This window comes from Stenotrophomonas sp. SRS1, assembly GCF_026130205.1.
GTDB classification, from domain to species: Bacteria; Pseudomonadota; Gammaproteobacteria; order Xanthomonadales; family Xanthomonadaceae; genus Stenotrophomonas; species Stenotrophomonas rhizophila_B.
The window spans coordinates 103,991-126,094 of record NZ_JAINFD010000005.1; the positions used below are offsets into that span (position 1 = coordinate 103,991).

A 22,104-nucleotide genomic window follows, 5' to 3' on the forward strand; every position below is an offset into this window, starting at 1 on the left:
CAGCGGCTGGCTAGCCCAGCCAGCCTTCCATCGTCGGCCACCAGCCCGCCAGTACCTCCGGCCGCTGCATGCGCTCACGCCACCATCTCAGCGCGGCCCCCTCCTCGCCAGTGCGCCAGGCCAGCCAGAACGTCTCGTCCGGTTTGGGCTCCTCGACCTGCTTGATCACCAGCCGGCCATCGCGCACCGCCTGCTGCACGTACGGCTCGGGCAGGAAACCGAAACCGAGCCCGGCACATTGGAGGCGGAACTTGCTGACCATGTCCGGCACGGTCACGGTCTCCTGCCCCATCAGCAGCCCGACCGTGCGCGGCAGCATCCGCCGGGCCGAATCGGCCACGGCGATCGCGCAGTGGGTGGCCAGCTGCTCACGGCCCAGCGGCTCGGACGCGGCCGCCAGCGGATGCGAGGGCGCCACCGCGAACACGAAACGCACCACACCCATCGGCTCGACCACATAGCCCCCGCCACTGGGGCCCTCGCCCGCCGCGCCGACCAGCAGGTCCGCGCGCCGGTCGAGCAGTGCCTCCCAGGTGCCGGACAGCGATTCACTGATCAGCCGCATCCGGGTCTGTTCGGCCACTGCATTGAAGGCGCGCACGTCCTCGGCCAGCAGCGCCGGCACGAACATCGAGTCGACCGCCACGGTCAGCTCGGCCTCCCAGCCGGACGCCACCCGCCGCACCCGCATCTCCAGCTCCCGCGCCGCCCGCAGCAGATGGCGCCCCTCCTCCAGCAACGCTTCCCCGGCCGGGGTCAGGTGCGCGCGCGGGCCCACCCGATCGAACAGCTGCACGCCCAGGTCCTCTTCCAGCTTGGAGACGGTATAGGAGATGGTCGAGGGCACCTTGTGCAGGGCCTTGCCGGCCGCGGCGAACGAACCGCGGCGGTCGATGGCATCCAGGATCTGCAGGGCGTCGAGGCTGAGCTTGAGCATTCGAATTTTTCGATGATGGCTTGCGAAACTATCCGTTTTTCAACGGGCCGGAGCAAGCGGATACTGGCCGCAACAGGAAAGGGAACGGCAGCGACCGCCCGGACCGCCATCGAAACCATCGAACACCGAGGAGATTCACCATGCTGCAGATCCGCAAGAGCAACACCCGTGGCAAGGCCGACCATGGCTGGCTGAACTCCATGCACACCTTCTCCTTCGCCAATTACTACGACCCGCGCTATACCAGCTTCGGACCGCTGCGCGTGATCAACGAAGACCGCGTGCAGGGCGGCCAGGGTTTCGGCACGCACAGCCACAGCAACATGGAGATCATCTCCTACGTGCTCGGCGGCGCGCTGGAGCACAAGGACTCGATGGGCACCGGTTCGGTGCTGCGCTACGGCGATGTGCAGCGGATGAGCGCCGGCAGCGGCGTCAGCCACAGCGAGTTCAACCACTCGGCCGACGAGGCGGTGCACTTCCTGCAGATCTGGCTGTTCCCCGATCAGGAGAACATCACCCCGAGCTATCAGGAAACCCACTTCGCCCCGGAGACCAAGCGCGGCCAGCTGCGCCTGATCGCTTCGCGCGATGGCCGTGACGGCTCGCTGTTGATCCACCAGGACGCGAACATCTACGCCACGATCCTGGACGGTGACGACCGCGTCCACCTGCCGCTGGCCCCGCGCCGCGGCGCCTATGTGCAGGTGGCCCGCGGGCAGCTGCAGGTCAACGGCATCACCCTGGAGACCGGCGATGCGCTGCAGGTCAGTGACGAGGCGCAGCTGACGCTGGAAAACGCCAACGACGCGGAAGTCATCGTGTTCGAGCTGGCGCTATAACCCCCCGACCTCAAACGCAGACACCCCGGTTGCCCGGGGTGTCGTTCGTTGCGTGGATCAGAACCGGTAGTTCAGCGTCAGCCGCACGTTGCGCGGCTCGCCCCAGGTGTAGGTGCTGTACCAGCTGAAGATCGTGTAGTAGTGCTTGTCCAGCAGGTTGTTGACGTTGAGCGTTGCCGACAGCTGATCGTTGAACTGGTAACGCGCCATGGCATCGAGCAGCCAGTAGGGCTCGGTGCGGTGGAGCTGGCTTCCGCCAGTGGCCGGATTGGTGATGGTGCCGAACGTGCTGCCCTGCCAGCGCGCGCCGCCGCCGACGCTCCAGCCGTCAGCCGCACCGGTGAGGCGGTAGCTGGTGTGCACGCTGAACTGATCTTCCGGTTCCAGCGTGGAGACCTTGGTGGACTGCTGCCGCGCGATCTTGTGCGCGTAGCCACCCTGGATCTGCCAGCCCGGCGCAAGCTGGCCGGATACCTCCAGCTCATAGCCCTTGGTACGCACCCCCATCAGGCCTTCATAGGCGATCCCGCCGCTCGGTGTCCTGCCGCCGGTCGGCTGCGCGTAGTTGTCCTGTTCCAGCTGGAACACCGCCGCGCTGGCGTTGAGGCGACCGTCGTAGAACTCCGCCTTCAGGCCCGCTTCGTAGCTGCGCCCTTCCAACGGATCCAGCACCCGGCCCTGTTCGTCCTGGTTGCCCTGCGGCTTGAAGATGGTGCTGTAGCTGGCGAACACCGAGACATTGCGGTTGAGGTCGTACACCAGGCCGGCGTAGGGCACGACCACACCGCTCTCGTCGGTATCCGGAGATGTATAGTTGGCGATGCGGCTGCCGACGATCAGCTTGAGCGGATCGGCCAGGTCGAAACGGCCCACCACGTAGGCACCGCTTTCGCGCGTGACCTGGTTGTCACCGTAGCCCCACTGCCAGTCCGGCTCGGGCACATCGCCGGTCCAGGCGTAGTAGTTGGCGACGTCACTCACGTAGCCCGGCTGCGGCGAGTAGCCGTTGTTGACCCAGCGTTTGCGCGACACGCTGCCACCGACCACCAGTTCATGCTGGCGGCCGAACCACTCGAACTTGCCGCTGACGTACAGATCGGCCGCGTTGCTGGTGGTCTTGCCGATGTACTGGCCCAGCCACATGCTCACGCCCTCACCGGTCACCGGATCCGGATTGCCACCGGCCGCCGCGCCCAGCGAGGCGTCATAGCCGTTGACCTGGTGGTTGAGCTGCAGCTTGGCGACCCAGTCATTGGCGAAGGTGTGCTCCAGCGTGGCGAAGCCGGTGCGGGCGTACTGGCCCCAGCGGCTCCAGCGCGCGCCGTTGTTGAACGAGCGCGGCATGTCGTTGAAGTTGCCTGCACTGTCCAGCAGGGGAATACCGCCCCAGCTGGAGCCTTCCGGATCGCTGTCCTGATAATCGGCACCGACGGTCAGCAGCGTGCTCTCGCCGAGGTCGGCTTCCAGAATGCCGTAGAACACCCCATTGCTGCGCTGGTAGTGGTCGACATTGGAATGCTTGTCCTGGTAGGCGCCGACCACGCGGCCGCGCACGCGGCCACTCTCAGTCAACGGCCCGCCGACATCGACTTCGGCGCGATAGCTGTCCCACGAACCGACACCCGGCGTGGCGCTGCCGGCCAGCTCCCGGGTAGGCTTCTTGCGCACCAGGTTGATGGTCGCGCCCGGGTCGCCCATGCCGGTCAGCAGCCCGGTGGCGCCCTTGAGCACTTCCACGCGATCGTAGATGGCCATGTCACTGAGCGTATTGCCGGCCGAGTACGCCGAATCGCGCGCCATCGGGATGCCGTCGTACTGGAAGTTCTGCACCGCGAAGCCGCGCGCGTAGTACTCGGTGCGCTCGCTGTCGTAAGTGACGATGCTCACGCCGGGCGTGACCTTCATGACGTCATCGATACCGTTGAGCCCGAAGTCGTTCATTTCCTGCCGGGTGATCACGCTGATCGACTGGGGGGTCTGGCGCGGGCTGAGCACCAGGCGGGTGGCCGTGGCGATCGTGCCGGGCGTATAGGAATCACTGCCTTCGGTCACGGTGCCGAGCTGGTTGGCGGTGACCTGCACGGTCTGCAGGGTCTGTGCGCCGTCCTTGGCAGGTGCGTCACCCGCCGGCGCCTCTTCGGCCTGCACCGCCGAGGCGGACAGCGCAAGGCCGAGCACGCAGGCCATCGCCTGCATCAATGGGGAGAACGCGGGAACAGCACGACGGCGACCCGAATGGATCGGGGCTACACGGAACGGAACGACGGACACGGCAATGCCTCCAGGCAGGAAGGGACTCCTCTGGCGGCGGCTGGAGGGAACGAATGGGCGGCATGATGCCGCATCCTGGGCTATAGCGAAAGACTACCGCGGCAGGCGACCGGGTGGAGAGCCCTGCAGACAGGCGACGCTCCGGCTGCAGCCGGGGCGCCGCAGGGTCATTGGCCGGGGGCGATCAGGTCAGGTGATCCGCCGGTCCACCGACCGGATCAACCACGGGGCACCGGCGCATCCGAGGCAATCAGCTTCTCCTGCTTGAGCTCGGCCCAGAAGGCCCCCGGCACCGCCACCGACATCGACGCGACGTTGGCCAGGACCTGTTCGGGCGTGCGCGCGCCCGGAATGACCGCCGATACCACCTCGGGTGCATCGGCGAACTGCAGCGCCGCCGTGCGCAGGTCCACACCATGGCGATCGCAGATGGCCTGCACCCTGGCGCGCTTTTCCGGCGCCCAGGACGGCACCTTGCCGTCATAGAGATACCGGTCCCGCCCGGCCAGGTAGCCCGCCAACAGCGGCGACCCGACCACCACCGACGCGCCATGCGCGGCGATCTTCGGGAAGGTGTCATGCAAGGCCTGCTCGTGATCCAGCAGCGAGTACTGGCAGGCCAGCAGGAAGATGTCCGGGTCGGACTCGGCCACCGCACGCAGCGCCGGCTCGGGTCGATTGACGCCAAACCCCCAGGCTTTGATAAGCCCCTCCTCACGCATGCGTGTCAGCGCCGGCATCGCGCCCTTTGCGGCCTCGGCGAAGCGCTGCTCCCACGGCATCCCGAGGTCTTTTTCGTTGTCCGGTGACAGATCATGGATGAACACCACGTCCAACTGCGATACGCCGAGCCGGTTGAGGCTGTCCTCCACCGACCGCCGCGTGCCGTCGGCAGAGTAGTCGTAGCGGTAGTGGAACGGCGACGGGTCCTTCCACATCACGTCCTGCAGCTCACCGGCGGTGGCCGTCAGGAGGCGACCAACCTTGGTCGACAGCGTGTACTCACGCGCGGGATGGTTGTGCAGATGGTGGCCGTAACGGCGCTCGCTCAGGCCAAGCCCGTACCACGGCGACGTATCGAAACAGCGCACCCCGGCCGCATAGGCGGCGGCGAGGGTGGCTTCGCTCTGCGCATCGGTCGCGGCCGCGAAACCATTGCCGATCGCGACACCGCCCAAGCCCAGACGGGTCTGCGGACGATAGCGCCTGCCCTGCCGTGCGGGGTTGCCCGGCAAGGGCTTCGCCGAGGCCTGGCCGCGGGTGGGCAGGACACTGCCCGGCCCAGCCGACTGCGCCATCAACGGCGAGGCGGCGAACGCGGCGGTACCGGCGGCGGCAACGGAGAGGAAGTGGCGACGTGTGTTCACGGCGACTCCTGTTTCTGCGGGGGAAGCGCACACCTTCTCAGAGGGGCGGTGCAGAGCATGCCTGTGGCGCGTCAAGGCGGCGGCAACATTGCCCTTTCCCACCCTGCGGCTGCTCAGCCCTGCCCAGCGCCTGCGGCGAGAAGCAGCGTCTCGATCTCGCGGTAACCGCGCTGGCGTGCATGCTGCAGCGGGGTGACGCCTTCGCCGTCAGGCAGGGTCACGTCGGCCCCGGCCGCGAGGAGCTGACGGACGATCTCCACATGTCGTGGGCCACCATCGGCCAGGATGATCGCCTCCAACAGCGCGGTCCATTGCAGGTTGTTGACGTGATCCACATCGACACCGGCTGCGATGAGTGTCGCCACGGTCTCCACGTGACCGCGTTCGGCCGCTGGAATGAGTGCGGTGCCACCGTAGCGGTTGGTGCTCTTCAGGTCCGCACCGGCAGCCAGCGTCGCGCGCAGGATCTCGAGATGCCCGCGGGCACCGGCATAGAGGTAGGGGCTGTCCTGGATCGCATCCTTGGCATTGACGTCGGCACCGGCCTGGATCAGCGCAAGCGCGGCCTCTACGTGGTTGCGGTGGGTCGCGACCAGCAACGGGGTCGCCTTCGCCGCGCCGCGCGCATCCACCTGTGCACCCTGCCCCAGCAGCGTGCGCACCGCGCTGGCATCGCCCTTTTCCGCCGCACGATGCAGGCGCTCATCCAACGACGCCGCACTGACCGGCATGACCATGCCCATCAGCATGCTCAAGACCACCCAGCCACGCAGTGACCTCCGTCCCATCGACATGTTCCTGCTCCTTACACGGATGGCGCCCGGTGGGACGCCGCTGGACAACGACCGTAGCCGAGCCGCCGCGTCGGCACCAATGAAGATTGGGGATCGACTGCATGCGCCATCCGAATGCGTCGGCCGGCGCGCCGCCCGCCTGTTTCATGCGACGCTGCGCGCGACATTCGACACGGACGCACCTCACCATGCTGCATCACATTTCCTTGGGCGTGCGCGATCTTGCGCGTGCCGCCGCCTTCCACGATGCCGCGCTCGGCGCGCTGGGCATGCGTCGCGTCTTCGAAGACGACGAGGCCATCGGCTATGGCTATGTCGAGGACGAGGATCTGCTGTGCCTGAAACTGCGGGCCGATGCGTCGCCGCCGGGCGCGGGATTCCACCTGGCGTTCGGCGCACCCTCGCGCCAGGCCGTGGACGCGTTCCATCGCAACGCACTGGCGGTTGCCGGCACCTGCAACGGGGCGCCGGGGCTGCGCGAGGACTATGGCGATCACTACTACGCGGCCTTCCTGATCGATCCGGATGGGCATCGGATCGAAGCGGTGTGCAAGTCGGTCGTTTGACCCGGATCGCACAAAGAAAAAGGCCTCCGTACTTGCGTACGAAGGCCTTTTCTACAACTGGCGGAGCGGGAGGGATTCGAACCCTCGATAGAGTTTTAAGCCCTATACTCCCTTAGCAGGGGAGCCCCTTCAGCCACTCGGGCACCGCTCCAGTGTTCTTGGTCCGCCGCTGCGATGAATCATCTCAGCGGGGGCGCGAATAATAACGTTTTCCGCGCCCTCAGGTAAAGCCTTAATCCGAAGAATTTTCACTTCCGGATGCATTCGGCTCATCACCGCGCTGGATCCGCTGGTAAATCTCTTCGCGGTGCACGGCCACGTCCTTCGGAGCGGTGATACCGATACGCACCTGGTTGCCCTTGACGCCGAGCACGGTCACGCTGACCGAGTCACCGATCATCAGGGTTTCGCCTACACGGCGAGTCAGGATCAACATTTGTTCAAGTCTCCAGGGGAACCGGTGGTGGCATTTCCCCACCGGCTTGGCGCCCCGGCAAGAGCGCCCCACGACAACGGGAAAAGATTCGCCATAGTACCGTCAGGCCTCCCGCCCCTTCAAGGAGCAGAAGGCCTCAGGCTGTTCAGATACGGGGGGTGACCCAGTCGACGACCGCGGCCAGTGCAGAAGCAAGGGCGGGCCCGTCCTCACCACCACCCTGGGCGAGGTCCGGGCGGCCGCCGCCCTTGCCCCCGATCTGACTGGCGATATGGGCCAACAGTTCCCCGGCCTTGACCTTGCCCATTGCGCTGCCGTTCACGCCCGCGACCAGGGCCGCCTTGCCGTCCTGGGTACCGGCCAGCACGATCACCGCATCACCGAGCTGCTGCTTGAGGCGGTCGATCGCATCACGCAGCGCCTTGGCATCGAAGCCTTCCAGACGCGCGGCCAGGATCTTGATGCCGTTGACCTCGACGGCGGCGCCACCGAGATCGGCAGTCGCACCGGCAGCCTGCTTGGCCTTCAGCGATTCCAGCTCACGCTCGAGCTTCTTCTGGCGCTCGCCCAGCTGACGGATCTTGTCGACCACGTCGCCGGCATTGCCGCCAAGCAGTGCAGCGGCTTCGCCCAGCTGCGCTTCTTCGTGGGCCACGTAATCCAACGCGCCCTGCCCGGTCACCGCTTCGATACGACGCACGCCCGAGGACACGCCGCCTTCGGAGGTGATCTTGAACAGGCCGATATCGCCAGTGCGCGACACATGCGTACCGCCACACAGTTCGGTGGAGTAATCGCCCATCTTCAGCACGCGCACGTGCTCGCCGTACTTCTCGCCGAACAGCGCCATCGCGCCGAAGTCGAGCGCTTCCTGCATGCCCATGTTGTGGACTTCAGCGGCGTTGTTGGCACGCACCTGCTCGTTGACCTTGCGTTCGATGATCGCCAGGTCCTCGGCACTGATCGGCGCGAAGTGCGAGAAATCGAAGCGCAGGCGATCAGGCGCGACCAGCGAACCCTTCTGCTGCACGTGGGTGCCCAGCACTTCGCGCAGGGCGGCATGCAGCAGGTGGGTGGCCGAGTGGTTGAGGATGGTCGCGCCACGGCGCTGGCCATCGACCTGGCCGGACAGCACATCGCCGACCTTCAGGCTGCCCGCCGTGAGCTTGCCCACGTGGCCGTGGAACTGGCCCGCGAACTTCTGGGTGTCGCTGATGTCCACCTGCACGCCCGCGCCGGACAAGGTGCCGTTGTCACCGACCTGGCCGCCGGACTCGGCGTAGAACGGGGTCTGGTTGGTCAGCACGATGACGTCATCGTCAGTCTGAGCGCTCTCCACCGGGCGGCCGTCCTTGAGGATGGCGACCACGGTAAGGTCGTCGGCCTGCAGGCGGTCATACCCGAGGAACACGGTCGGCTTGAGCGTGGCGACCAGATCGGCCGACAGGGTCACGCCGCCGCCGAACTTGCCGGCCGCGCGCGCGGTCTCGCGCTGGGTGTCCATCGCGGCGTTGAAGGCGACCATGTCCACCGTCATATCGCGTTCGCGGGCGATATCGGCCGTCAGATCGACCGGGAAGCCGTAGGTGTCGTACAGGCGGAACGCATCCGCGCCCGGGATCACGCCGTTGCTCACCTTTGCGGCCACGTCGTCGAAGATCTTCATGCCCGAATCCAGCGTTTCCGCGAAACGCTCTTCTTCGGCCTGCAGGGCGCGCACAACCGTGTCGACCTGCGCCGGCAATTCCGGATAGGCCACGCCCATCTGCTCGACCAGCGTCGGCACCAGCTTGCTGAAGAACGGCTGGCGAACACCGAGCATCCAGCCATGGCGCAGGGCGCGGCGGATGATCCGGCGCAGCACGTAGCCGCGGCCTTCGTTGGATGGCAGTACGCCATCGACGATCAGGAACGAGCAGGCGCGGATGTGATCGGCGATCACGCGCAGCGACTTGTTCTCCAGATCGGCCATGCCGGTCAGTTCGCTGGCCTTGCGGATCAGCGCCTGGAACAGGTCGATTTCGTAATTGGTGTGGACGTGCTGCAGGATCGCGGCCAGACGCTCCAGGCCCATGCCGGTATCCACGCACGGCGCCGGCAGCGGCACCAGCGTGCCATCGGGCTGGCGGTCGAACTGCATGAAGACCAGGTTCCAGATCTCGATGAAGCGATCGCCGTCTTCATCCGGCGAGCCCGGCGGACCACCGGCGATATGGTCGCCATGGTCATAGAAGATCTCGGTACACGGGCCGCACGGGCCGGTCTCGGCCATCTGCCAGAAGTTGTCCGACGCGAACGGTGCCCCCTTGTTGTCGCCGATGCGCACGATCCGCTCTTCCGGAATGCCGATCATGTCGCGCCACAGCGCGTAGGCTTCGTCATCGGTCTGGTACACGGTGACCAGCAGGCGCTCGGCCGGCAGCTTCCAGACCTGGGTCAGCAGCTCCCAGGCCCAGGCGATGGCGTCCTTCTTGAAGTAATCGCCGAACGACCAGTTGCCCAGCATCTCGAAGAAGGTGTGGTGGCGCGCGGTGTAACCGACCTGGTCCAGATCGTTGTGCTTGCCACCGGCGCGCAGGCAGCGCTGGACGTCGGCCGCGCGCACGTAGCTGCGCTTCTCGGCGCCAAGGAACACGTCCTTGAACTGCACCATGCCGGAGTTGGTGAACAACAGGGTCGGATCATTGCCCGGCACCAGCGGCGCCGACGGCACGATCGTGTGGCCTTTGCCCTTGAAGAACTCAAGGAAATCGCTGCGGATCTGGGAGGTAGTGAATTTGACGGATGCGTTCATGGGGGGCTGGCTTTGTGCGGGCCGGTCAGTCCCTGGCACGCAGCCCCAATGGCCGGGTGTCAATTGCAGGACCGCCGAAACCACAAAGGGTATCAGGCCCGGGCCGCTCAGTCCTCAGGGTCGTAACGGGTGGCCTGGCGGATGCTGTCGCCGGGGAACCCCCGGCGGGCCAGAAGATCGGCGGCTTTGCGCCGTGCAGGCAGTTCCTGCGGGCCGGCCTCGCCAAAACGGCGGCAGACCAGGTCGCGAGCGTTCTCGGTCCAATCGCCTTCGAAGGTGTCCATGGCGGCAGCGATCTGGTCGCTGTCCAGGCCATGCGTGCCCAGTTCGGCGCGGATGTGGATCGGGCCGTAGCCGGTGTTGGCCCGGATCCGGACCAGATTCTCGGCAAAGCGGGTGTCATCCTGCCAGCCGGCCTCGGCCAGCTTGCTGACCGCGGCTTCGGCGGCCTCGTTCTCGATGCCGCGGGCCTGCAGTTTGCGGGTCAGCTCTTTACGCGAGTGTTCGCGGCGCACCAGCAGCCCCAACGCCCGCTGGACCGGCGTCTGTTCCTGGACACGGCGCTTGCGCCGGGGTGAGGGGGCTTCGGAGTCTTGCATGGCAGCGGTCCATTACAGTGCGCCGTCCTTGGCGCCATCCCGTCGGGGATTCTTGAAGCTGCAGGACAGGGCGAGCGTCACTGACGGCGCTGCCCTGCCCCGCAGGAAACTCACTCGGCGTCGTCTTCCGCCTCGTCGCCGCCTTCACGCACGGCTTCTTCCGGCTGGAACTTCTCGCGCAGCTCGGCTTCCAGGCGCTGGGCAATCTGCGGGTTGTCGCGCAGGTAGCCGCGGGCGTTGTCCTTGCCTTGGCCGATGCGCTCTTCGCCGTAGCTGTACCAGGCGCCAGCCTTCTCGACCAGCTTGGCTTCCACGCCCATGTCGATCAGTTCGCCTTCGCGGCTGATGCCTTCGCCGTACAGGATCTCGGTGATGACCTGCTTGAACGGGGGCGCCAGCTTGTTCTTGACGACCTTGATCTTGGTCTGGTTACCGATGATCTCGTCGCCCTTCTTGATCGCGCCGATGCGGCGGATGTCCAGGCGGACCGAGGCGTAGAACTTCAGCGCGTTACCACCGGTAGTCACTTCCGGGCTCTGGCCCGGCATCATGACGCCGATCTTGTGGCGCAGCTGGTTGATGAAGACCACCAGGGTGTTGGAGCGCTTGATGTTGCCGGTCAGCTTGCGCAGCGCCTGGCTCATCAGACGGGCCTGCAGGCCCGGCAGCTGGTCGCCCATTTCGCCTTCGATTTCGGCCTTGGGGGTCAGCGCGGCGACCGAGTCGACCACCACGATGTCCACCGAGCTGGAACGCACCAGCATGTCGGCGATTTCCAGCGCCTGCTCACCGGTATCGGGCTGCGAGAGCAGCAGGTCGTCCACGTTGACGCCCAGCTTGGCGGCGTAGATCGGATCCAGCGCGTGCTCGGCATCGATGAAGGCCGCAGTACCGCCCTTCTTCTGGCATTCGGCGATCGCCTGCAGGGTCAGGGTGGTCTTGCCCGAGGATTCCGGACCGTAGATCTCCACGACACGCCCCTTGGGCAGGCCACCGATACCGAGAGCGATATCCAGCATCAGCGAACCGGTGGGGATGACCTCGACCGCTTCGACGACGCGGTCGCCCATGCGCATCACGGCGCCCTTGCCGAACTGCTTTTCGATCTGGCTCAGCGCGGCGGTGAGGGCGCGCTTTTTGTTTTCGTCCATCGGAGTGGTCCTTGCAGAGGTCGTATCGGTGGAGGTGCTGTCTTTGGAAGTCTTCTTGGCCATGGGTTCACTTTAAGGCTGGCGTATCGCACGGGCTGAGATTCTGCCCGGCGTTCGGAAAAAAATTATCGGACATCCGTACCAACCTCAGCAAAACCAGAGATGTGCCACAAAAGACCGCGCGTGATTCAAGGGGGAACAGGGTCAGCGGTTGGGCCGCAGCAACCCGCAATAGAGGCCTTCGATGGCGAAGTCCTGGTCGGGCAGCACTTCGATCGGCTTGTAATCGGGGTTGCGCGGCAGCAGGCGGATCCGGTCCTTGCCCATCTTCAGCAGCTTGACCGTGATCTCGTCATCGATGCGGGCCACCACGATCTGGCCGGAACGCGCGTCGCGGGTGCGGTGCACACCGATCAGGTCGCCGTCGAAGATGCCCTCGTCGATCATCGAGTCGCCCTGCACTTTCAGCAGGTAGTCCGGCGCGGGCGAGAAGAACACCCGGTCGAGCACCACGAAGTCGTCCGAGCCGATATCCGCGCCGATCGGCAGGCCGGCCGCGACCCGGCCCAGCACCGGCAGGCGCAGGACGTGGTCCGGCAGCGCCGAGGCGGGCAGCGATTCGGGCAGGCCGTTCTGCAGCGCCGGTGCCTGGACCAGCCGGATGCCGCGGGCCTGGCCCGGGATGCGACGGATCGCCCCGGCCTGCTCCAGCGCTTCCAGATGGTACTGGGCTGCGCGGACGCCCTTGAAGCCGAACGCACGGGCGATTTCCGTCTGCGACGGCGGTGCGCCATCGGTCTCTATACGCTCGGCGATCAACTGCAGGATCGCCTGCTGGGTATCGGTCAGGTCCATGGTTAGTAGTATTACTACTAACGATGCGGACACGCAAGTGCCCGCAGAGGAAGAGCAGATAGGAGAAGGGTGGTCCACGCCCGACCGAAGCCGTCAGCAATGCTTGTAGCCACCGACCGTTGGTCGGTGACCGCGCGCAGCGCGGCAATGCCTGACGGCGCGGGCGCATGTCGCTTGCGGCCATCTCTCCGGCGTTTAGCCTCTGCCATCTCTTGGGTCAGGCATTCGTGGGGGCCGGATGAGGGGCAGCCACGCATGGCGTGGCTCTACCGGTGGAAGCGGTGACGGACCGGAGCAGACACGCATGGCGTGGCTCTACCCGTGGCAGCGGTGACGGGCCGGAGCAGACACGCATGGCGTGGCTCTACCCGTGGCAGCGGTGACGGGCCGGAGCAGACACGCATGGCGTGGCTCTACCCGTGGCAGCGGTGACGGGCCGGAGCAGACACGCATGGCGTGGCTCTACCCGTGGCAGCGGTGACGGGTCGGTCAGGAAGGAGCGTCCGACCAACGGTCGGACCTACACGGAATCCCCCGCTTGAGCGGGAGATTCCGGGGATCCTTCGGATCCCAGCGGCAAGAACCCTACGGGTTCTTGCCGCTGCGCCAGATCGAAAACAGGATCCACACGCCACAGAAGCCGGCACCGATGAAGCCGGCCACGCCAAGCGCGAGCAGCCAGCGGCTGGAGATGCCACCGACGCTGTGCATGACGATCGAGGAGCCGATGATCAGCGCGGCGGTCACGATGCCCATCACCAGCCGGTTGGCGGCGCGGTTGACCTGGTCGCCGAAGCCCTGCAGCGCGGTGGTTTCGATCTTGAGCTGGAGCCGGCCGCGGCGCGCCATCTGCAGCAGCCTACGCACGTCGCGCGGCAGGTCGCCGACCAGATCCATCACCCCGACCAGGCTGCGCTTGCCGCGCTTGAGCATCGCGCCGGGCGAGTAGCGCTGCCACATCACCCGCTCCAGATACGGACGCGCGGCACTGGCCATGTCGAACTGCGGGTCGAGCTGGCGGCCCATGCCTTCCAGGGTGAGGAAGGTCTTGATCATCAGCGCCAGATCGGCCGGCAGGGTCAGCGCGTACTGGCGCAGCAGCTGGGTGATGTTGCCCAGCATCAGGCCCATGTGCAGGTCTTTCAGCGGCACCCCGCGGTACTGGTCCACGAAGGTGCTGATGTCCTGCTGCAGCCGGGACTCGTCCACCTCCACGCCACCGGCCCAGTCCAGCAGCACGTCGGCCACCTGCTCCGGCTCCTGGGTGACCAGACCATGCAGGAGCTGGGCGACCTGGAAACGGCGCTGCTCGGAGATCGCCCCGACCATGCCGAAATCGATCACGCCGATGCGGCCGTCACGCAGGTAGATGATATTGCCGGGGTGCGGATCGGCGTGGAAGCAGCCGTCCTCCAGCACCATCTTCAGCACGATGCGCGCGCCGGTACGGGCCAGCTGCACGCGGTCCAGACCGGCCGCATCGACACCGGCCAGATCACGGCCGGGGATGCCGTCGACGAAGTCCTGCACGTTGAGGCTTTCGCACGTCCACTGCCAGTGCACGTTGGGAATCAGGATGTCATCGCGGCCCTGGAAGTTGCGCGCGATGCGCTCGGCATTGCGGCATTCGGCGGCAAAATCCAACTCCCGACGCAGTGACACCTGGAACTGCTGTACCACCTCGGCCGGGCGGTAGCGCTGCATGTCGGGCAAGCGCGCTTCGACGATTTCAGCCAGCCGCGCCAGCAGCCGCAGGTCGGCTTCGATCACCTCGCGGATGCCCGGACGACGGATCTTCAGCACCACGGCGGTGCCGTCATGCAGCGTTGCGCGATGCGCCTGTGCCAGCGAGGCGGCGGCCATGGGCGTTTCATCGAGCCACGCGAACACCTCGGTCGCCGGTGCGCCCAGATCGCGTTCGAGCTGATCACGCACCTGTGCGTAGGGCAGCGCAGGCACGGCATTCTGCAGTTCGGAGAACTCGGCGATCCAATCCGGCGGGAACAGATCCACGCGGGTGGCCAGCACCTGGCCCAGTTTGACGAAGGTGGGGCCCAGGTCTTCCATCGCCCGGCGCACGCGCACCGGCGCGGTCATCCGCAGCATCTGCTGGGTGTCGTTCCAGTGCAGCAGCCGACCGGCGCGTTCGAGCACATCGGCCAGGCCGATCCGGCGCACGAGGTCGCCGAAGCCATAGCGGATCAGGACCGACGCGATTTCCTGCAATCGCCCCAGGTCACGCACGGTACCCAGCGTTTCCCACATCGGCCCACTCTCCTGTCAGCACACCCGGTCAGGATGTCACAACAGCGGGAAGATTCCCGTCAGCGCCTGCTGCACGGTCTGCCGCCGTATGGCTTCGCGGTCGCCATCGAACTGGAACAATTGCGCACGGGCATAGCCGCCACGGCCTTTCCAGCCGATCCAGACGCTGCCGACCGGTTTGTCCTCGCTGCCGCCGCCAGGCCCGGCAATGCCGGTCACCGCCACGGCGATGCCGGCGCCGGAATTGATCAGCGCACCGGAGACCATTTCCAGCACGGTCTCGCGGCTGACCGCCCCGAACTGTTCCAGCGTCTGTGCGCGCACGCCGAGCAGGCGTTGTTTGGCTTCGTAGCTGTAGACCACCATGCCGCAATCGAAGAACGCCGAGGAGCCGGCGATATCCGTCATCGCCTTGGCGATCCAGCCGCCACTGCAGCTTTCGGCGGTCACCAGCTGCAGCGAGGCCTGCTGCAGGCGCTGGCCCACGTCACTGGCGAGGGCGCCCAGCTCGGCGTCGGAAGGAACGGTCATGGGGGATCCTGGATCAACGGGGGGACGAACGCCCCCTTGTTTTAGCCGAAATCGCGGGTGATGTCGTGTGTTGGGAGCCGGCCAGCGGCCGGCACTACCATGCGCGAAGCCTCGCCCATTCTCGAAGCCCCGCCGGGACCATCATGGGCGCCGGCCAGTGGCCGGCACACCCCTCACCACTCCGGAAGCTTCTCCGGGAGCATCGCGCGGATCGGTTCGCCGCCCTCGCCGGCCGCCAGCTTCTCGGCCTCGGCGATCGGGATCTCGACCTGGAGCAACCAACCGTCTTCGTCGGTGACTTCGCTGCGCACGACTTCCAGCTGATGCAGGCGCGAACGCAGGCGGCCGGCACTCGGCGGCAACCGCAGCTCGCCGCTGACGTGCTGCAGGCCCAGGCGCTTGCCCAGCACGGACTGCAGCAACGGCAGGCCAACGTTGTCGCGGGCGGAAATCCAGACCCGTTCACGGCGCGCGTTGTCGGGGATGCCGTCCTGACCATCGTGACGCACATCGGCGCCGTCGATGCGGTCGATCTTGTTGAACACCAGCAACTGCGGCAGATCGCCCGCGCCGATCGCGGTCAGCACTTCATCCACCTGTGCGATGCGCTCCTCACGGTGCGGATCGGCGGCATCGACCAGATGCAGCAGGAAGTCCGCTTCGCGGGCTTCGGACAAGGTGGACCGGAACGCGGCCACCAGATCATGCGGCAGGTCGCGCACGAAGCCGACGGTGTCAGCGAGCACGACGCTGCCGCCCGGCAGTGCAATGCGGCGCACGGTCGGGTCCAGCGTGGCGAACAACTGGTCCGCGGCGTAGGCCTCGGCACCCGTCAGCGCGTTGAACAGCGTCGACTTGCCGGCGTTGGTATAGCCCACCAGCGCCACGCGTGGCAGCTCGCTGCGCAGGCGGGCACGGCGCATCTGGGTGCGCTGCACTTCCACCTTTTCCAGCTTCTTCTGCAGCTGCTCGACCCGCTTCTGCAGCAGGCGGCGATCGGTTTCCAGCTGGGTTTCACCCGGGCCGCGCAGGCCGATGGAACCGCCGCGCTGGCGCTCCAGATGGGTCCAGCCGCGGATCAGCCGCGTGGACATGTGGCGCAGCTGCGCCAGCTCCACCTGCAGCTTGCCTTCGTGGCTGCGCGCACGCTGGGCGAAGATGTCCAGGATCAGCCCGGTACGGTCGATCACGCGCCGCTCCAGGAACCGCTCCAGGTTGCGCTCCTGCCCCGGCGACAGCGCGTGGTTGACCAGGATCAGGTCGGCGCCGGTGGCATCGGCCGCCGCCTTGACCTCATCCAGCTTGCCGCTGCCGATCAGGATCGACGGATTGGGCCGATCGATGCGCGCGGTCAGCGTGGCCGCGATGCTGGCCCCGGCGGAGCGGGCCAGATCGGTGAACTCTTCAAGCACGTCATCTTCGAGCCGGCCGGCATGCGGCTGGATCAGGAGTGCGTGTTCGCCTCGCTTGGAACGGTCAAACACGCAGTTCTCCAGAATTTTTCACGCAGTCACTCAACGTCGTCATCACCTTGGACGCCATCGGCGCCATCATTGGATTGCACATAACCACCTCCGGGCCCGACCTTCACGTTGCGCGCCGGCACCACGGTCGAGATGGCGTGCTTGTACACCATCTGGCTCACCGTATTACGCAGCAGCACCACGAACTGGTCGAACGATTCAATCGTTCCCTGCAGCTTGATGCCATTGACCAGATACACCGACACCGGCACACGTTCGCGCCGAAGTGCATTCAGAAACGGATCCTGCAGCGATTGCCCCTTGGACATTGCACACTCCTCATTATTGTTTTTATGGTTTTCCGGCAGTTGCCACGGCCCCCGCCGCCCGCCGGAACCCTTGATGGTACACGGGGTGGGCGGGTGAAGGCGTGGACTCAGCGTGCGACGAAGGTCGACACCGCATCCGCCAGGGAAGCCCTGTCTAGATGGGGATCGAACCAGCGCGCATCAAGCTCCCCGCGCAGCCAGGTCAGCTGGCGCTTGGCGAGCTGGCGGGTGGCCTGGATGCCGCGCTCACGGAAGGCCTCGGCCGTGCCCTGCCCGTCCAGATACTCCCAGGCCTGCCGGTAACCCACCGCCCGCACGGCCGGCAGATCCAGCGGCGCGGCCACCTCGGCCATCGCCGGCAGGGCCCGCAGCGTGCGGACTTCGTCAAGGAACCCGTGGGCCAGCATCGTGTCGAAACGGGTTTCGATGCGCTGGTGCAGCACCGTGCGCTCGCGCGGCGCGAGGATCACTTTGAGCGCCCGTACCGGCAGCCGGTCCACGCCGGGCAGCTTCTGCCATTCGCTGATCGGGGTGCCGGTCAGCCGATGGACTTCCAGCGCCCGCTGGATGCGCTGCGGGTCGGTTGCGTGAATGCGCTTCGCCGCTGCCGGATCGATGCCGGCCAGTTGGGCATGCATCGCCGCCCAGCCCTGCTCGGCCGCCTCGGCGGCAATCCGTGCGCGCACCGCCGGATCGGCTTCGGGCATCGGCGACAGGCCCTGCAGCAGGGCGCGGAAATACAACCCGGTACCACCGGCCAGAATGGGCGTGCGACCGCGCGCGATGATGCCGCGCACAGCCCGTGCCGCGTCGCTGGCGAACTCCGCCGCCGAATAGGTCTGCCACGGGTCGCGCACATCGAGCAGATGGTGCGGCGCCTGCGCGCGCTCGGCCGCATCGGGCTTGGCCGAGCCGATATCCAATCCGCGGTAGACCAGGGCCGAATCGACGCTGACGATTTCGCCGTCGAGCTGCTGGGCCAGCGCGATCGCGGTGGCGGTCTTGCCCGAGGCGGTCGGGCCCATCACCGCGATCGCCAGCGGGCGCTGATCGACGGCCATCAGTCCTCGTCCGGCCAGCGCGGCATCGCCGGGGCCGCCGACACCCGCGGCATCGGCACGGCATCGACCGCGGCCCACACCTTCAAGGCGTCGACCGTGGCGGCGACATCGTGCACGCGCAGCAACATCGCACCACGCTGTGCGGCGATCAGGTGCGCGGCGACGGAACCCGCCACGCGATCACGCGGCTGCTCACGGCCGGTGAGTTCACCGATGCTGCGCTTGCGCGACAGGCCGGCCAGCATCGGCACGCCCAGCTCGAGGAAGCGGTCCGAGCGTGCGAGCAGGATCATGTTGTGTTCGGTGGTCTTGCCGAACCCGAAGCCCAGATCGATGATCAGGTGCTTCTTGGCAACGCCGGCCATCTCGGCCTGGAACATGCGCTCGGTGAGGAAGCGATGCACCTCGGCGACCACGTCATCGTAGTGCGGGGTGTCCTGCATGCTGCCGGGCTCGCCCTGCATGTGCATCAGCACCACCGGCACGCCGAGGTCGGCGGCGGCGTCCAGCGCACCGGGCTGGCGCAGCGCCTGGATGTCATTGATCAGGCCAGCACCGGCGGCGACAGCGGCACGCATCACCTCGGGCTTGAAGGTGTCGATGCTGATCGGCACGGTGGTTTCGCGTGCCAGGCGCTCGATCACCGGGATGACCCGGCGGAGTTCTTCGTCCAGCGGCACCGGCGCACTGCCAGGCCGGGTCGACTCGCCGCCGATATCGAGCAGATCGGCACCCTCGGCTACCAGCTGCAGGCCGTGTGCGACCGCGGCCTCGACGCTGTCGTGGTCACCGCCGTCGGAGAACGAATCCGGGGTGACATTGACGATGCCCATGACCCGCGGGCGATCCAGCCGCAGCAGGCGGCCGCCGCAATCGAGCTGGGGGGAGATATCGAACATGGGCAGATCCACGAAGTACGCCAGCGCGTAGTTTACGCTGGCGCACCGGACCGGCCGTCAGAGGTCGCCGAGGCGGGCCCCATCGACCGGCTTGGCCAGCCAGATCGCCAGATCGTTGCCGATCGCGTTGACGGTGCGTTCAAGCACGTCGCAGGAGCCCTTGAAGCCGGCAAACGCGCCACCGCGCGACACGCGGCGTGCGGTGACCGTGGCCACCTGCTGGCCGTTCTCGAACAGCACGCCGCGCACGGCGGCCGACTTGAAGTGGCCGGTGAACGCATTGCCTGCGCTCTGCGCCTCCACCAGCTCCAGCTTCAACGCGTGTCCACTGCCGGTGTTCACCGGATCACTGCCGAAGACGATGGTGTTGCCATGGGCCGGGGCGCTCTTGCCCAGCGCGGTCGCCAGCTGCGCGCCCATCCGGCACTCGGCCTTGATGTTCTCGGCGATGATCGCCGATTCATTGAACGGCACCGGATCCTGGACGTGGATCTCGGCCGCCATGACCGGCGTGGCACAGCACAGCAGCGCAGCAACGGCTGCGCGCATCGAATGACGCATGAAAATCCCCCTGGAAAGTGTGGCGGCCGATCCCCCGGCCATGCCCCACCGCAGCATGCGGCGCGGGCAAGCGCATCGTGCCCATTGCCGGCCGCGCGCGCAAGCACTCAGCGCTGGCGGCGCTTGCGCTCCACGTAGACGGTCTTGGCGATGCTCATCAGCACGCCGACCGCGATGCCGATGCCGGCGCCGAGCAGGAAGTTGTCGCGGGTCAGGCCGATGGCCACGCCAACGATCGTGGCGATCACCATTTCGGTGGTGTGCGAGACCGGCGGCGGTGGGGGTGCGGACATGGCGACTCCAGAACAGGAACGAAAACGGAGCGTCATTATGACCTGCCGGAAACGACGAAGGCCGGGTTTCCCCGGCCTTCGTCACTTACGTGGGCAACACTCAGATCTGCTCGGCGGGACCGGCGATCGGCGACACGGGACGGGCATCACCGCCCTTGTCGTTGTTGTTGCCGCCATCCTTGTTGCTGGCGGACTTGTCCCAGCCCATCGGCGGCGGCGGATCGCGGCCTTCCATCACGGCGTTGATCTGCGGCGCATCGATGGTCTCGTACTGCAGCAGCAGCTGGGACATCGTGTGCAGCTTGTCCAGGTTGGCGGTCAGCAGCTCGGTGGTACGGGCATAGGCCTTGTCCAGGATGCTGCGGACCACTTCATCGATGCGGCGGGCAGTGTCGTCGGACACGCTCTTGTGCTGCGTCACCGAACGACCGAGGAACACTTCATCGTCCTCTTCGCCGTAGGCGATCGGGCCGAGCTCGTCGGACAGGCCCCACTTGGTGACCATGTTGCGGGCCATCTTGGTGGCGCGCTCAATGTCGTTGGAGGCACCCGTGGTGACCTTGTCGGTGCCGAAGATCAGCTCTTCGGCAACACGGCCGCCGTACAGCGAGCACAGCTGTGATTCGATCGCCACGCGGTTCATCGAGTACTTGTCGCCTTCCGGCAGGTACATCGTCACGCCCAGCGCACGGCCGCGCGGGATGATGGTGACCTTGTAGACGGGATCGTGCTCGGGCACCAGGCGACCGACGATGGCGTGACCGGCTTCGTGATACGCGGTGAGCGTCTTTTCTTCTTCGCTCATCGCCATCGAACGGCGCTCGGCACCCATCAGGATCTTGTCGCGGGCACGATCGAAGTGGTCCATGCGGACTTCCTTCTCACCGCCACGCGCCGCGAACAGCGCCGCTTCGTTGGCCAGGTTGGCCAGGTCCGCACCGGAGAAACCCGGGGTACCGCGCGCGATCACCATCGGCTCGACATCGTCGGCCAGCGGCAGCTTGCGCATGTGCACCTTGAGGATCTGCTCGCGGCCCTTGACGTCCGGCAGGCCGACCACGACCTGGCGGTCGAAACGGCCCGGGCGCAGCAGCGCCGGATCGAGCACGTCCGGACGGTTGGTCGCAGCGATGACGATCACGCCCTCGCCTCCCTCGAAGCCATCCATTTCGACCAGCAGCTGGTTCAGGGTCTGCTCGCGCTCGTCATGACCGCCGCCGAGACCGGCGCCACGGTGGCGACCGACGGCGTCGATTTCATCGATGAAGATGATGCACGGCGCCTGCTTCTTGGCCTGCTCGAACATGTCGCGCACGCGGCTTGCGCCAACGCCGACGAACATTTCCACGAAGTCCGAACCGGAGATCGAGAAGAACGGGACCTTGGCTTCACCGGCGATCGCACGGGCCAGCAGGGTCTTGCCGGTACCCGGCGGGCCGACCATCAGCACGCCGCGGGGGATCTTGCCGCCCAGCTTGGTGAACTTGGTCGGATCGCGCAGGAAGTCGACCAGCTCGCCGACTTCTTCCTTGGCTTCGTCGCAGCCGGCGACGTCGGCGAAGGTGACCTTGATCTGGTCCTCGCCCTGCAGCTTGGCGCGCGACTTGCCGAAGGACATCGCGCCCTTGGCACCGCCGCCACCGCCCTGCATCTGGCGCATGATGAAGATCCAGAAGCCGATGATCAGGATCACCGGGAGGAAGTTCATCAGGATCGCACCCAGCGAGATGCCGCTGGAAGGCGGCGCCTGCTCGAATTCCACTTTCTTGCCGCGCAGCACATTGATCAGGTCGCGATCGTAGGGCGCGGTGATGGTGCTGGTCTGGCCGCTGCGGGTGGTGTAGGTCACATCATTGGCACCGCCGCGCATTTCGCCCAGCACTACTTTCTGGATGTTGCCGCTGTCCACCTGGTCCAGGAACTGCGAGTACGTCGCCCCCTGCGCGCCGGCTCCGCTGCTCTTTGGCGAGAAGCTCTGGAAGACCACCATCAGCACGACGGCGACGACCACCCATAGCAGGAGGTTCTTGGTCAAGTCGTTCATCCTCATTGGCTCCGGTGTTCCTCTAATTCCTGACGCGATTCGTATG

The 22,104-nt window shown here is 66.5% G+C and carries 20 protein-coding genes and 1 tRNA gene; 2 read left to right on the forward strand and 19 right to left on the reverse strand.

Annotation, left to right across the window (positions count from 1 at the left end):
* Nucleotides 1-10: 10 nt before the first annotated feature.
* Nucleotides 11-937, reverse strand: a complete 927-nt coding sequence (locus K4043_RS17485) for a LysR family transcriptional regulator (RefSeq protein WP_265310077.1) — start codon at nt 935-937, stop codon at nt 11-13.
* Nucleotides 938-1,077: 140 nt separating this feature from the next.
* Here K4043_RS17485 and K4043_RS17490 point away from each other — a divergent pair, with 140 nt between their 5' ends.
* Nucleotides 1,078-1,779, forward strand: a complete 702-nt coding sequence (locus K4043_RS17490; RefSeq protein WP_265310078.1) for a pirin family protein — start codon at nt 1,078-1,080, stop codon at nt 1,777-1,779.
* Nucleotides 1,780-1,836: 57 nt separating this feature from the next.
* Here K4043_RS17490 and K4043_RS17495 read toward each other — a convergent pair whose 3' ends face one another.
* From K4043_RS17495 to K4043_RS17505, 3 genes are all read right to left on the reverse strand, one after another.
* Nucleotides 1,837-3,975, reverse strand: coding sequence for a TonB-dependent siderophore receptor (locus K4043_RS17495; protein WP_265310174.1), 2,139 nt, complete (start codon nt 3,973-3,975; stop codon nt 1,837-1,839).
* Between the two features lie 293 nt (nt 3,976-4,268).
* A complete protein-coding gene (locus tag K4043_RS17500; RefSeq protein WP_265310079.1) occupies nt 4,269-5,417 on the reverse strand; it encodes an aldo/keto reductase in 1,149 nt (382 codons plus the stop codon).
* Nucleotides 5,418-5,530: 113 nt separating this feature from the next.
* Nucleotides 5,531-6,232: an ankyrin repeat domain-containing protein gene (locus K4043_RS17505; RefSeq protein ID WP_321160156.1), complete on the reverse strand. Its 702-nt coding sequence runs from the start codon at nt 6,230-6,232 to the stop codon at nt 5,531-5,533.
* Nucleotides 6,233-6,399: 167 nt separating this feature from the next.
* Here K4043_RS17505 and K4043_RS17510 point away from each other — a divergent pair, with 167 nt between their 5' ends.
* A complete protein-coding gene (locus tag K4043_RS17510) occupies nt 6,400-6,777 on the forward strand; it encodes a VOC family protein (RefSeq protein WP_265310081.1) in 378 nt (125 codons plus the stop codon).
* A 58-nt stretch (nt 6,778-6,835) separates the two neighbouring features.
* Here K4043_RS17510 and K4043_RS17515 read toward each other — a convergent pair.
* From K4043_RS17515 to ftsH, 15 genes are all read right to left on the reverse strand, one after another.
* Nucleotides 6,836-6,928: transfer RNA gene (locus tag K4043_RS17515), tRNA-Ser, on the reverse strand.
* Nucleotides 6,929-7,009: 81 nt separating this feature from the next.
* Entirely contained in the window at nt 7,010-7,213 is a 204-nt protein-coding gene (gene csrA, locus K4043_RS17520) for a carbon storage regulator CsrA (RefSeq protein WP_019183311.1), read from the reverse strand.
* Between the two features lie 145 nt (nt 7,214-7,358).
* Entirely contained in the window at nt 7,359-10,007 is a 2,649-nt protein-coding gene (gene alaS / locus K4043_RS17525) for an alanine--tRNA ligase (protein ID WP_265310082.1), read from the reverse strand.
* 107 nt (nt 10,008-10,114) lie between these two features.
* Complete coding sequence (recX, locus tag K4043_RS17530; protein ID WP_265310083.1) at nt 10,115-10,606, reverse strand: recombination regulator RecX; 492 nt, start codon at nt 10,604-10,606, stop codon at nt 10,115-10,117.
* A 110-nt stretch (nt 10,607-10,716) separates the two neighbouring features.
* A complete protein-coding gene (recA, locus tag K4043_RS17535; protein WP_123728917.1) occupies nt 10,717-11,757 on the reverse strand; it encodes a recombinase RecA in 1,041 nt (346 codons plus the stop codon).
* A gap of 204 nt (nt 11,758-11,961) precedes the next feature.
* Nucleotides 11,962-12,612: a transcriptional repressor LexA gene (gene lexA / locus K4043_RS17540; protein ID WP_121041795.1), complete on the reverse strand. Its 651-nt coding sequence runs from the start codon at nt 12,610-12,612 to the stop codon at nt 11,962-11,964.
* A gap of 585 nt (nt 12,613-13,197) precedes the next feature.
* Complete coding sequence (gene ubiB / locus K4043_RS17545; protein ID WP_259260298.1) at nt 13,198-14,877, reverse strand: 2-polyprenylphenol 6-hydroxylase; 1,680 nt, start codon at nt 14,875-14,877, stop codon at nt 13,198-13,200.
* Between the two features lie 36 nt (nt 14,878-14,913).
* On the reverse strand, nt 14,914-15,408 hold the full coding sequence (locus K4043_RS17550; RefSeq protein ID WP_019183317.1) for a CinA family protein: 495 nt from the start codon (nt 15,406-15,408) through the stop codon (nt 14,914-14,916).
* A 173-nt stretch (nt 15,409-15,581) separates the two neighbouring features.
* Nucleotides 15,582-16,892 (reverse strand): ribosome rescue GTPase HflX, encoded by a 1,311-nt coding sequence (gene hflX, locus K4043_RS17555; RefSeq protein WP_265310084.1) that lies wholly within the window; start codon nt 16,890-16,892, stop codon nt 15,582-15,584.
* Nucleotides 16,893-16,918: 26 nt separating this feature from the next.
* Nucleotides 16,919-17,200 carry an RNA chaperone Hfq gene (gene hfq, locus K4043_RS17560; RefSeq protein ID WP_123728913.1) on the reverse strand — a complete coding sequence of 94 codons (282 nt, stop codon included), beginning with the start codon at nt 17,198-17,200 and terminating at the stop codon, nt 16,919-16,921.
* 107 nt (nt 17,201-17,307) lie between these two features.
* Complete coding sequence (gene miaA, locus K4043_RS17565) at nt 17,308-18,261, reverse strand: tRNA (adenosine(37)-N6)-dimethylallyltransferase MiaA (RefSeq protein ID WP_265310085.1); 954 nt, start codon at nt 18,259-18,261, stop codon at nt 17,308-17,310.
* Entirely contained in the window at nt 18,261-19,160 is a 900-nt protein-coding gene (gene folP / locus K4043_RS17570) for a dihydropteroate synthase (protein ID WP_265310086.1), read from the reverse strand. The genes miaA and folP overlap by 1 nt, the downstream gene beginning before the upstream one ends.
* 57 nt (nt 19,161-19,217) lie before the next feature.
* Nucleotides 19,218-19,709: a hypothetical protein gene (locus K4043_RS17575; RefSeq protein ID WP_123728911.1), complete on the reverse strand. Its 492-nt coding sequence runs from the start codon at nt 19,707-19,709 to the stop codon at nt 19,218-19,220.
* 119 nt (nt 19,710-19,828) lie between these two features.
* Nucleotides 19,829-20,014: a hypothetical protein gene (locus K4043_RS17580; protein ID WP_123728910.1), complete on the reverse strand. Its 186-nt coding sequence runs from the start codon at nt 20,012-20,014 to the stop codon at nt 19,829-19,831.
* A 100-nt stretch (nt 20,015-20,114) separates the two neighbouring features.
* Entirely contained in the window at nt 20,115-22,058 is a 1,944-nt protein-coding gene (gene ftsH, locus K4043_RS17585; protein WP_184997060.1) for an ATP-dependent zinc metalloprotease FtsH, read from the reverse strand.
* Nucleotides 22,059-22,104 lie beyond the last annotated feature (46 nt).

Excerpts from the sequence above, each read along its gene's own strand:
- K4043_RS17485 (WP_265310077.1), bottom strand. The coding sequence starts at position 937 with ATGCTCAAGCTCAGCCTCGACGCCCTGCAGATCCTGGATGCCATCGAC.
- K4043_RS17490 (WP_265310078.1), top strand. The coding sequence starts at position 1,078 with ATGCTGCAGATCCGCAAGAGCAACACCCGTGGCAAGGCCGACCATGGC.
- K4043_RS17495 (WP_265310174.1), bottom strand. The coding sequence starts at position 3,975 with ATGCAGGCGATGGCCTGCGTGCTCGGCCTTGCGCTGTCCGCCTCGGCG.
- K4043_RS17510 (WP_265310081.1), top strand. The coding sequence starts at position 6,400 with ATGCTGCATCACATTTCCTTGGGCGTGCGCGATCTTGCGCGTGCCGCC.
- csrA (WP_019183311.1), bottom strand. The coding sequence starts at position 7,213 with ATGTTGATCCTGACTCGCCGTGTAGGCGAAACCCTGATGATCGGTGAC.
- alaS (WP_265310082.1), bottom strand. The coding sequence starts at position 10,007 with ATGAACGCATCCGTCAAATTCACTACCTCCCAGATCCGCAGCGATTTC.
- recX (WP_265310083.1), bottom strand. The coding sequence starts at position 10,606 with ATGCAAGACTCCGAAGCCCCCTCACCCCGGCGCAAGCGCCGTGTCCAG.
- recA (WP_123728917.1), bottom strand. The coding sequence starts at position 11,757 with ATGGACGAAAACAAAAAGCGCGCCCTCACCGCCGCGCTGAGCCAGATC.
- lexA (WP_121041795.1), bottom strand. The coding sequence starts at position 12,612 with ATGGACCTGACCGATACCCAGCAGGCGATCCTGCAGTTGATCGCCGAG.
- ubiB (WP_259260298.1), bottom strand. The coding sequence starts at position 14,877 with ATGTGGGAAACGCTGGGTACCGTGCGTGACCTGGGGCGATTGCAGGAA.
- K4043_RS17550 (WP_019183317.1), bottom strand. The coding sequence starts at position 15,408 with ATGACCGTTCCTTCCGACGCCGAGCTGGGCGCCCTCGCCAGTGACGTG.
- hfq (WP_123728913.1), bottom strand. The coding sequence starts at position 17,200 with ATGTCCAAGGGGCAATCGCTGCAGGATCCGTTTCTGAATGCACTTCGG.
- miaA (WP_265310085.1), bottom strand. The coding sequence starts at position 18,261 with ATGGCCGTCGATCAGCGCCCGCTGGCGATCGCGGTGATGGGCCCGACC.
- folP (WP_265310086.1), bottom strand. The coding sequence starts at position 19,160 with ATGTTCGATATCTCCCCCCAGCTCGATTGCGGCGGCCGCCTGCTGCGG.
- K4043_RS17575 (WP_123728911.1), bottom strand. The coding sequence starts at position 19,709 with ATGCGCGCAGCCGTTGCTGCGCTGCTGTGCTGTGCCACGCCGGTCATG.
- K4043_RS17580 (WP_123728910.1), bottom strand. The coding sequence starts at position 20,014 with ATGTCCGCACCCCCACCGCCGCCGGTCTCGCACACCACCGAAATGGTG.
- ftsH (WP_184997060.1), bottom strand. The coding sequence starts at position 22,058 with ATGAACGACTTGACCAAGAACCTCCTGCTATGGGTGGTCGTCGCCGTC.